9 protein-coding genes are annotated in these 8824 nt (G+C 67.0%); 2 read left to right on the top strand and 7 right to left on the bottom strand.

The annotated features are described in order from the left end of the window. Nucleotides 1-1108, top strand: a 1108-nt coding sequence (locus tag EB084_13555; protein ID NDD29283.1) for a serine/threonine-protein phosphatase, incomplete at its 5' end; no start/stop codon positions are given. Between the two features lie 47 nt (nucleotides 1109-1155). Continuing rightward, complete coding sequence (locus EB084_13560) at nucleotides 1156-1776, top strand: FHA domain-containing protein (GenBank protein NDD29284.1); 621 nt, start codon at nucleotides 1156-1158, stop codon at nucleotides 1774-1776. A gap of 13 nt (nucleotides 1777-1789) precedes the next feature. On the opposite strand, the gene EB084_13565 is transcribed toward EB084_13560, so the two are convergent. Genes EB084_13565 through EB084_13595 form a run of 7 tightly spaced genes read right to left on the bottom strand, consistent with a single transcriptional unit; the run spans nucleotide 1790 to nucleotide 8791 of the window. After that, nucleotides 1790-3124 (bottom strand): FAD-dependent monooxygenase, encoded by a 1335-nt coding sequence (locus EB084_13565; GenBank protein NDD29285.1) that lies wholly within the window; start codon nucleotides 3122-3124, stop codon nucleotides 1790-1792. Nucleotides 3125-3166: 42 nt separating this feature from the next. Beyond that, nucleotides 3167-4429, bottom strand: a complete 1263-nt coding sequence (gene kynU / locus EB084_13570) for a kynureninase (GenBank protein ID NDD29286.1) — start codon at nucleotides 4427-4429, stop codon at nucleotides 3167-3169. Next, nucleotides 4426-5205 carry a cyclase family protein gene (locus EB084_13575; GenBank protein ID NDD29287.1) on the bottom strand — a complete coding sequence of 260 codons (780 nt, stop codon included), beginning with the start codon at nucleotides 5203-5205 and terminating at the stop codon, nucleotides 4426-4428. Before EB084_13575 ends, kynU begins: the two co-directional genes overlap by 4 nt. After that, entirely contained in the window at nucleotides 5202-6209 is a 1008-nt protein-coding gene (locus tag EB084_13580) for an amidohydrolase (GenBank protein NDD29288.1), read from the bottom strand. Before EB084_13580 ends, EB084_13575 begins: the two co-directional genes overlap by 4 nt. Further along, the gene (locus EB084_13585) at nucleotides 6206-6715 is read right to left on the bottom strand and encodes a 3-hydroxyanthranilate 3,4-dioxygenase (protein ID NDD29289.1); all 510 of its coding nucleotides are present in this window, start codon (nucleotides 6713-6715) and stop codon (nucleotides 6206-6208) included. Before EB084_13585 ends, EB084_13580 begins: the two co-directional genes overlap by 4 nt. A 46-nt stretch (nucleotides 6716-6761) precedes the next feature. Then, nucleotides 6762-7568: a 4-oxalocrotonate decarboxylase gene (locus tag EB084_13590; protein NDD29290.1), complete on the bottom strand. Its 807-nt coding sequence runs from the start codon at nucleotides 7566-7568 to the stop codon at nucleotides 6762-6764. Continuing rightward, nucleotides 7502-8791, bottom strand: a complete 1290-nt coding sequence (locus tag EB084_13595; protein NDD29291.1) for a hypothetical protein — start codon at nucleotides 8789-8791, stop codon at nucleotides 7502-7504. The genes EB084_13590 and EB084_13595 overlap by 67 nt, the downstream gene beginning before the upstream one ends. Nucleotides 8792-8824: the final 33 nt, after the last annotated feature.

Raw genomic sequence — 8824 nt, forward strand, 5'->3', positions numbered from 1 at the left:
GACCGTCGACCTCGAGCAGCGCTACCACGACGCCCTGAGAGAGATGGTGGGCAAGCTGGTGCGCAACAACTTCCGCAGCGCCCCCCCCGCCGAGGAGAGCACCCTCTTCGGTGCGCCGCCCGACGCCGACCCCCTCATCTGGAGCGAGCAGCTGCACGTCTCATACGAGATGCGCGAGCTGCTCGACGACCTGATCTCCGGCCGCACGGCCACACTCGACCTCGCCCAGGAGGCCATTGACGCCTTTGGTCCCGGGCACATCATCCGCAAGCGCACCGGATGGGGAACGCATCGGGGCCGGGTGCGCGAGGGCAACGAAGACGCCCTGATGCTGCTCCAGCAGGCCGTGGTGGCGGGAAACCGCCCCCTGCGTGTCGAGCTCTACGCGGTGGCCGACGGAATGGGCGGGCACGAAGCCGGCGAGATCGCGAGCGAGATCACGCTCAAGTCGATGGCGGTCGAGCTGGTGGGCGGTCTCAACATCACGTCGGCCCGAGACCTGGGGCGCGACATCCTCGACCAGGAGTTCCTCGTCGATCGCATGACCGAGGCCATCGATCAGACCAACCAGACGCTGCGCAAGTACTCGTGGGACGCGCACTCGAAGAGCCGCCGCAAGCCTGGATCGACGCTCGTGTGCGCCCTCGCCCTCGACGCGATCATGATCATCGGGCACGTGGGCGACAGCCGTGCGTACAAGATCGAGCTCGACGGCTCGCTCAAGCGCATCACCCGCGATCACTCCCCCGTGCAGATGCTCGTCGACGCAGGGCGCATCACCCACGAACAGGCCTTCAACCACCCGCACCGACATCAGATCTCGTCGAACATCGGCATCGCGCCGGACATGCTCAAGCGCGACGTGAACGTGCGCATGCTTCGCACCGGCGAGTCGATTCTTCTGTGCAGCGACGGCCTGTGCGACATGATGCTCGATGACGACCTCGAGGAGATCTGCAAGCAGGAACGCGACCCGCGGCGGCTGGCCCGCACACTCGTCGAGACCGCGTGCGAGCTGGGCGGTCACGACAATGTCACGGTGCTCGTGGTCACCCGGGCACCGGGACCGCCCCAGGAAGAGCGCGAATCGCCTGCGAAGACGAACTGACCACGCGGCCCCCGACAGACGCCGCACCTGGTTCACGAAGGAGACGCATGAGCGCCGAGAACGAGACCTCCCCCGCCCCCCCGTCTGACGCAGCCAGCAGCACCGAATCGCCGGCGCCGGCGTCGTGGGAGGCCCTGTCCGGTCTCATGCGCACCGGCGGTGAAGCCCGCCCGGACGCGGCGCCCCCCGCTGAACCCCCGTCGTCGCGGGCGCCAGCCGAGACCGCGGCCGACGCAACGGGCGACGCGGCGTCCGAGAACATGGCTGACAGCGCGAGCGGCAGCGCCACCGTCGAGGTCACAGTCGAGGCGCCCGCCAGGCAGTGGCATCCGGGAAAGCTCAAGCTCGTCATCGAGCAGGGCATGAGCGTGGGCAAGGAGTTCCTCGTCTCCGAGCCCGACATGCTCGTGGGCCGACGCGATCCCGAGCAGGCCGTCATACCGGACATCGATCTCTTCGACCAGGAAGCCCCCAACAACCGATACGTCACGCGGCGTCACGCGCGGCTGTACTTCGCGGGAGGCAGCCTGATGCTCGAAGACCTCGACAGCGCCAACGGAACCGGCCTCAACGGCCAGCTGGTGGCGCCCCATGAGCCGCGCGCGCTCGCCGTGAACGACAAGGTGCACTTCGGCCAGTCGGTGCTCATGCGGCTGAAGACCGTCTGACCTCCCGCCGCGATCAGCGGGTACGGCTCCACGACCGCAGCGCGGCACCCATCAGACCCGCGAGCCCGAGCACCCCGGCGCCAGCGAGCCCGTTCACGATGAGATCCTGGCGTCGTGCCCGCCGAACAGCCTCAGCGTAGGGGATGCTCGAGAACGTGACCATCGAGTAGAGAGGCAGCCAGTGCTCCGGGAAGGCCTGGTGCAGCAGCGCGTCGACCTGCTTCCTCGCCTTGAACACGGGCGAGACCACGCGGCTTCGCATCTCCTCGAAGTTCTGCAGCGCAAGATCGGAGAGCGCGTCGGTGTTGGGCTTGCGCAGCTCGCCGTAACGCGCGAACATCTCCTCGGTCGGCCCCATGGCGCGCAGGCACTGCATGAAGACCGTGCAGTCCTCGAACGCCGCATTCATGCCCTGCCCGTAGAAGGGCACCACGGCGTGACACGCGTCGCCCAGCAGCACGGCGTGCTTTCCCACGTGCCACGGTGAGCAGCGCACGTAGACGAGCGGCGAGGTGGGGTTGTGCATGAAGTCATCGAGCAGGGTGGGCATGTGCGCAACGGCATCCGGGAACTCGCGATCAAAGAACGCCTTCACGTCTGACTCGGTCTTGAGCGCCGCGAACGAGCTGCGCTCGCCGTCGAAGGGCAGGAAGAGCGTGCAGGTGAATGAGCCGTCGAGGTTGGGGAGGGCGATGAGCATGTAGTCGTGCCGAGGCCAGATGTGCAGCGCCCCGCGATCGATGCACCAGCCGCCGCTCGGCAGCGACGGCATGGTGAGCTCCTTGTAGCCCCACGGCAGGTAGTCTTGCCGGTAGTTGAAGCGATCGCGATGGGTCATCTGCTCGCGAATGGCCGAGAACGCCCCGTCTGACCCGACGACGTGACCGCCCGCATGACCGATCTGACTTCCGCTGAGCTCGTCGCGAAACGTGAGATCGCCCGTCTCGAAGTCGATGTGGGTGCACCGATGATTGAAGTGGATCTTGACGCCCGCAGCCTGAGCGGCGTTCATGAGCGTGACGTTGAGGCCGTGACGCGACACCGAGTAGAGATGCTCGTCGGGGTGAATGGAGTACGGCTGCAGCTCGAGCGCGCCATCGACGGCGTGCAGCATGCGGCCCCGCATGGGGATGGCGGTGGCCATCACCTCATCCTTGAGCCCCGCCTCCGCAATGGCCTTCCACCCGCGAACCGACAGCGCAAGATTGATCGAGCGGCCTCGCGGCACCGGGGCCACGCGCATGTCGGCGCGACGCTCGAAGATCTCGACCTCGTGCCCCTCTCGGGCGAGCAGCACGCCGAGGAGCGAGCCGGCCAGCCCTGCGCCGATGATGGTGAAACGAGCCATGAAAGTCCTCCGGAAGATTTCTGTCGCGCGTGACCGAGCACGCTAGATGCGGGCCACCGCCTCGATGAAGCGCCACACATCGTGAAACGTGTTGTAGAGCGGCACGGGCGCGATGCGAAGGATGTCGGGACGACGGAAATCGCACACGATGCCGCAGTCATCGAAACGGGCAAGCAGCGCGCGTGGATCGATGTCGGCCCGCACCCGCAGCGAGAGCTGACAGCCGCGCCGCGCCGGATCGGTGGGCGTGATGATCTCGAACGGGCGGTTCGGCAGCGCCTGCAGCTGATCGTGAAGCGTCTGGGTGAGACGCAGCGACTTCTCTCGCAGCGCCTTCATACCCACTTCTCCGAAGATGTCGTGCGACACCCGGCACGCGGCCATGCTCAGCACGGGCGCGTTCGAGAGCTGCCAGCCCGCGGCGCCCGCCTGCGGAACGAAGGTCTCCGGCATGTCGAAGCGCGTCTCCGGATCGTTGCCCCACCAGCCCGCCATGCGCGGCCGCGCGCCGTGCGCGTGCCGGTCGTGCACGAAGCAGCCGCCCACGGCGCCAGGGCCGCTGTTGAGATACTTGTAGGTGCACCAGACCGCGAAATCGACACCCCAGTCGTGCAGCGCCATGGGCACGTTCCCGGCGGCATGGGCGAGATCGAAGCCCACGATGCAGCCCGCGGCGTGACCCGCGCGCGTGAGACGCGGGATATCGAGGTACTGCCCTGTCAAGTAGTTCACCCCCGCCAGGAGCACCAGCGCGATGCTCTCGCCCTCGCGCGCGAGCAGCGCCTCGACCTCGTCTTCATCGATGTGATCGCTGTCGCCGACCTGAATCAGATCTTCATGCGGATCGAAGCTGTGAAGCGCCAGGTGGCTCTTGACGGCGTAGAGGTCAGACGGAAAGATGGGACGATCGATGAGAATCTTTCGACGCGTCGGCGTGGGGTGATAGAACGAGGTCATCATCAGGTGCAGGTTCACCGTGAGCGAGTTCATGATGACCACCTCGCCCGGCTGCGCGCCCACCACCGCCGCCGCCGTGTCACGGAAGTTCTCGTGATACGAGTACCAGGGGGCCTCGGCGCGGAAGTGCCCATGCACGCCGAGCCGCTCCCAGTCTCGCAGCTCCTGCTCGAGGGCCCCCTTGACGCCACGCGGGCGCAGGCCGAGCGAGTTGCCGCACAGGTAGACGACCTCGTCACCCGACGAGTTTCGCGGGATGTAGAACATCGAGCGCCAGCGGCGCAGGGCGTCTTCAGCGTCGGCCTCGATGGCCTGGTCTTCGAGCAGGTGCAGATCGGATTCGGTCATGACTCGACTTCCTCGAGCGGCAGCAGCACCGGCCGCGACGGCGCCGCTTCGAGCGCGAAGGGCGCGATCTGCAGGTTGAGGAGGTAGCTGCCGTCTTTGATGGTGTTGTCTACATAGATGAGCTCGGTGAGTGTGCGCTTGCGCCCCTCTTCTCCCTGCCAGAGCGCGCGATGGGCGAGCAAGCGGCCCCCGTCGCGCTCCGGATCGGCAGAAGGCAGATCGATGAGCAGATGTCGCACCCCTTGTTCGATCAGCCACGTGACGGCATCTGCCGCGAGGTAGGGGGGAGCAGTGCCACTCCAGGCGATATGTCGCTTTGCGCTGTCGTTGGGCAGGGTGCGCACCACGAGGGCCTGCAGCATGTGCGGCGTGACACCGCGCAGCGCCTCCTGAAAGCGGTCGAGAGGAAGAAGCGGCTCGGGAAAGTCGACCCCCTCCACCCGAACCACCCGAGGCGCGATGGTGACCACGGTAGCGGGCACGAACGTCTCGGTGACGAGGTCGAGCACCGGCAGCGCCTCGACGGTGATGTGCCCGTACGATTCGGTGTGCGTTCCGTTGCCGTGGGGGGTGAGCGTGATGGTCTCGCAGTTCACCGTGCCCCCCCGCGAGACGTCGGTGACGTAGCCGTCTGCTTCGAACGCGTGCGCTGTCGCGGGAGGAAGGCCGAACGCGGACGGCTGTCGCTCATCAAAGGTCTGACAGATCGAGATGTCGAGCGGCTGCTCGGCGCAGACGCGATAGCGCGTGCCCGCGATGACGACCTCGAGCTTCATGGCTTGCCCTTCGGTGTCAGGCCGAGGAAGCGCGCCGCCGTGCGGCCCAGCAGATCGGCCTCGACCTCCGGCGCAAACGCGCACGAGATGATGAGCTCACCCGGCCGTGTCTCTCCCAGGGGAAACGGATAGTCGCTGCCCAGGGCGACGCGATCAGACCCGAACTGCTCAACGAGATAGCGCAGCACGGCCGCGTCGTGCACGAGGGCGTCGAGATAGATCTGGCGCGCCTGATCGCGAGGACGGCGCTGCGTGCTCACCTGCGTGAGGTCGGGCCGCGCCTCGAAGGCGTGATCGATGCGTCCCAGGGTCATGGGGAACGACCCTCCGCCATGCGCGAAGCACACGCGCAGGCCGGGCAACCGATCGAGAACCCCCCCGAAGATCAGCGAGCAGATGGCCAGCGATGTCTCGGCAGGCATGCCCACGAGCCAGGGAAGGAAGTAGCGCGGCATGCGCTCCTTCCCCACCATGTCCCACGGGTGAACGAAGAGGGCGGCCCCCAGTGCGGCGGCTCGCTCGAAGAACGGGAAGAGGGCGGGATCGTCGAGGTTCCAGTCGTTCACGTGCGTACCGATCTCGATGCCCCGCATGCCGAGCTCGGTCATGCAGCGCTCCATCTCGGCAATCGCAAGGTCGGGATCTTGCAGCGGAACGGTTCCCAGCCCCACGAATCGGTCGGGGCGAGCACGCACGCACTCGGCGATGTGGTCGTTGAGATGACGTGCCAGGGCGAGGGCGTCACGCGGCTGCGCCCAGTAGCTGAACATCACGGGAACGGTGGACAGCACCTGCACATCGACCCCGAGACGATCGCACTCGGCGATGCGGCGATCAACGTCGAAGCAGTTGCGCTCGACGCTGCGGAACAACCGCCCGTCGATGATGATGTCGGCATGCTCGTCACCGCGCATGCACAGGCATGGCCAGCCGCCATAACCAGAAGCGGCCCCCATCTCGGGCCACCCAGGCGGGAGGATGTGCGTGTGGAGATCGATGATCACAGCGTGGCGCGCTGCTGCGCCTTCCCGCAGCGCTTGCACGTGTGCAGCGCGGCATCGGTGTAGAACGCGTCGAACGCCGGCGCGAGCTGCGTAGTGATGTCGGTGACGTGCAGTCGGATGCGGTGGAGCTCGGTCGAGCAGTCTTCGCAGTACCAGCGGAACTCGTCTTCCTCGTGGGGCTTTCGCGCCCGCTCGATGACCAGGCCCACCGTGTTGGGGGGGCGCTGGGGAGAGTGCGGCACGTTGGGCGGGAGCAGGAAGATCTCACCCTGCTTGATGGCGATGTCGCGAAACGCGCCGTTCTCGTTCACGCGCAACGTGATGTCACCCTCGACCTGGTAGAAGAACTCTTCAGAGATGTCGACGTGGAAGTCCTTGCGGGCGTTCGGTCCGCCGATCACCATGACGATGAAGTCGCTGTCGCGCCACACCACCTGATTGCCCACGGGGGGGCGCAGCAGGTGGCGATGTTCATCGATCCAGGCGGCCAGATTGATGGGCAGCATGCGTGCACCCTTTCTTCGCGAACTTCGCGGGCGTTCGACTCAAGCGTCAGGCGATGCGCAGCGTCGCGGAGCCGATGCGCTCCACACTCACCCGCACCTGGCTCACCCCGGCCAGGGAGACGGCCTGGGTGGCCCCGCCGCTCATCACGATGTCGCCCGCTCGCAGGGAACGAGGCGCGATGGCGTTGATGAGCGCGGCCAGAGCGCGCGCCGGATGGTCGTACACCGCTGCGCTCGAAGCGGTCTCCACCACCCTGCCATCGCACTCGAGCACGATGCCGAGATTGTCGAGGGCACCTGGGGAGACCAGCTCGCTGCCGAGCACCACGAAGGCGGCCGACGCATTGTCGGCCACGACGTTCGGCAGGTTGAACCTGAAATCCTCGTAACGACTGTCGAGCACCTCGATGGCCGCGCACACGCCCTTCACGGCGGCAAGCGCCTGGGCTGCCGTGACGGGGCCGCTGATGTCGGCGCCCATGACGAAGCAGATCTCCGGCTCGACCCGAGGCTGGCGCAGCGTCTCACGACGAAGCGTCGCGCCATCTTCGAGCAGCATGCGGTCGGAGAGCCAGGCGTGAATCGGCGCATGCACGTTCATCTGCTGCATCTTGGCGCGACTGGTCATGCCCATCTTCCACCCGATGAGCCGCTCCCCGCGGGAGAGGGCCCGCTCGAGGAGCGACGCCTGCACGGCATAGGCGTCGGTGAGGGTGAGCTCCACGGGGAGGGCTTGAAGCAGCCTTCCCTCGAGGCGGGCGTTGTCAAGCAGGGTTGCGATGTCGTTCATCTCGGAATCTCCACGGTGGCGAACCGCAACGGATCGAAGGGTGAGCCGTAGCTGGTCACCCATTCGTCATAGTGGGCCGTCGGCCCCGGACGATGCAGGCGGGCGATGTTGAGGCCCAGGGTGCGCACCCCCGGGTGCAGCGCCATGAGCGTCTCGATGGGAATGCGCATCTCGGCCGTCCACCCGCGGGCGACCCTGCGAACACGTCCGCTCCAGGGCAGGTCGTCCGGAACGCTCTCCGGCGTCCCCACCCCCGGTGGACGTTTCTTCCCGCTGGGGACCTTCTCGAGCGACGCGGCGCCCAACAAGCCGAGCTTCAGAACCACGTACTGCGACCGGGACGCGCCCGGATCGAGGAACACCGCCACGTGCTCCTCGGTCCACGGCTGGCGCGCATGCCTTCGCGCCCGTGCGACCGTGCTCGCAAGGTCGGCGTCGTGGCACTCCACCCCCACGAAGATGCTACGGCCATCGGTGCCGAGCCGCGCCAGGGCGATGGCATCGGCGCGCGCACCGTTCTCACGCAGCGAGAGCCGCACTGCCGGCACCTTCTTCCACGCCGCGTCAGACAGCGACCCATCGATGGCGGGCGCGGGCATGCGCGGCACGCTCACGGTGGGTGGCGGCTGGTAGCGCGCAGGCACGGTGAACGGCACATCGGTGGCCACCGCGGGAGGAGGCGCCTGATCGCGATAGCGCAGCACCGCCTCCAGCTCGCGCGCGCGGGCCAGGAGCCAGTTCGCCTGACGAAATGCGAACGGCGACGACCCATCGGCGACAAGGGCCTGCGCCTGTGCCATGAGGCGGTTCATGGCGTCGACCTCGTTGCGGAACGGTACGCGCGCGGGCTTGACGTACACCTTGTCGATGAGGAACTGCTCGAAGTACGGGGTCATGACGCTGAACGAGAAGAGCGCGCTGCCCAGCATGCCCTGGTCTCGCGCCGCGCGAACCTGCTCAATGAGCACATCATGCGAGAAGATGCGGTTCTGGATCTCGTTGACGCCGACACCGGGCAGCACCACGCCGATGCTCGTGATGCCGTCTTCGATGTAGTGACGCATGCGCCGCACGAATGTATCGGTCTGATCGCGATAGAGCATGGGGGTGACGAAGTCGATGGAGCGATTGGCCAGCCAGAGCGTCCAGTTCTGGCCGAAGTATCGCCGTGCCTCGAGCGGATCCGGATACACCGCAGCCGACACGATGATCCCCGGGCGCACCGCGCGCACGTGGGCGCTCACCTCGTCGACGAGGGTGCTCACCAGGTTCTCGCGCCACAGCATCCAGGCGCGGAACTCGGGCGTGTAGGGCGCGAT

It is taken from the genome of Pseudomonadota bacterium, assembly GCA_010028905.1.
Classification (GTDB): domain Bacteria; phylum Vulcanimicrobiota; class Xenobia; order RGZZ01; family RGZZ01; genus RGZZ01.

Coding starts and splice junctions, on each gene's coding strand:
- EB084_13560 (NDD29284.1), top strand. CDS start 1,156: ATGAGCGCCGAGAACGAGACCTCCCCCGCCCCCCCGTCTGACGCAGCC.
- EB084_13565 (NDD29285.1), bottom strand. CDS start 3,124: ATGGCTCGTTTCACCATCATCGGCGCAGGGCTGGCCGGCTCGCTCCTC.
- kynU (NDD29286.1), bottom strand. CDS start 4,429: ATGACCGAATCCGATCTGCACCTGCTCGAAGACCAGGCCATCGAGGCC.
- EB084_13575 (NDD29287.1), bottom strand. CDS start 5,205: ATGAAGCTCGAGGTCGTCATCGCGGGCACGCGCTATCGCGTCTGCGCC.
- EB084_13585 (NDD29289.1), bottom strand. CDS start 6,715: ATGCTGCCCATCAATCTGGCCGCCTGGATCGATGAACATCGCCACCTG.
- EB084_13590 (NDD29290.1), bottom strand. CDS start 7,568: ATGGGTGACCAGCTACGGCTCACCCTTCGATCCGTTGCGGTTCGCCAC.
- EB084_13595 (NDD29291.1), bottom strand. CDS start 8,791: ATGCTGTGGCGCGAGAACCTGGTGAGCACCCTCGTCGACGAGGTGAGC.